Raw genomic sequence first — 272 nt, forward strand, 5'->3', positions numbered from 1 at the left:
GGCGTGCGCGCTCTAATGCGGCAAGATCCCGATATCATTATGGTGGGTGAGATCCGTGATTTACAAACGGCTGAAATGGCCATCCAGGCAGCATTGACCGGGCATCTGGTGCTATCAACCTTACATACCAATGACGCGCCATCCGCCATTATGCGTCTGCTGGAATTAGGCGTTCCCTATTATCTACTGGAGGCAACCATCATCGGGATTCTGGCGCAACGACTGGTGCGAACGCTATGCTCGCATTGCAAATCAGGTGATGGTGAAATAGC

At 52.2% G+C, this 272-nt stretch carries 1 protein-coding gene; it reads left to right on the forward strand.

Annotated features, from left to right (window positions below):
- Positions 1-272 (forward strand): GspE/PulE family protein (locus QN347_RS19930; protein ID WP_323494419.1); only part of this gene is annotated, 272 nt, incomplete at both ends.

Source organism: Sphingomonas sp. 10B4, assembly GCF_035019905.1.
GTDB classification, from domain to species: Bacteria; Pseudomonadota; Alphaproteobacteria; order Sphingomonadales; family Sphingomonadaceae; genus Sphingomonas; species Sphingomonas glacialis.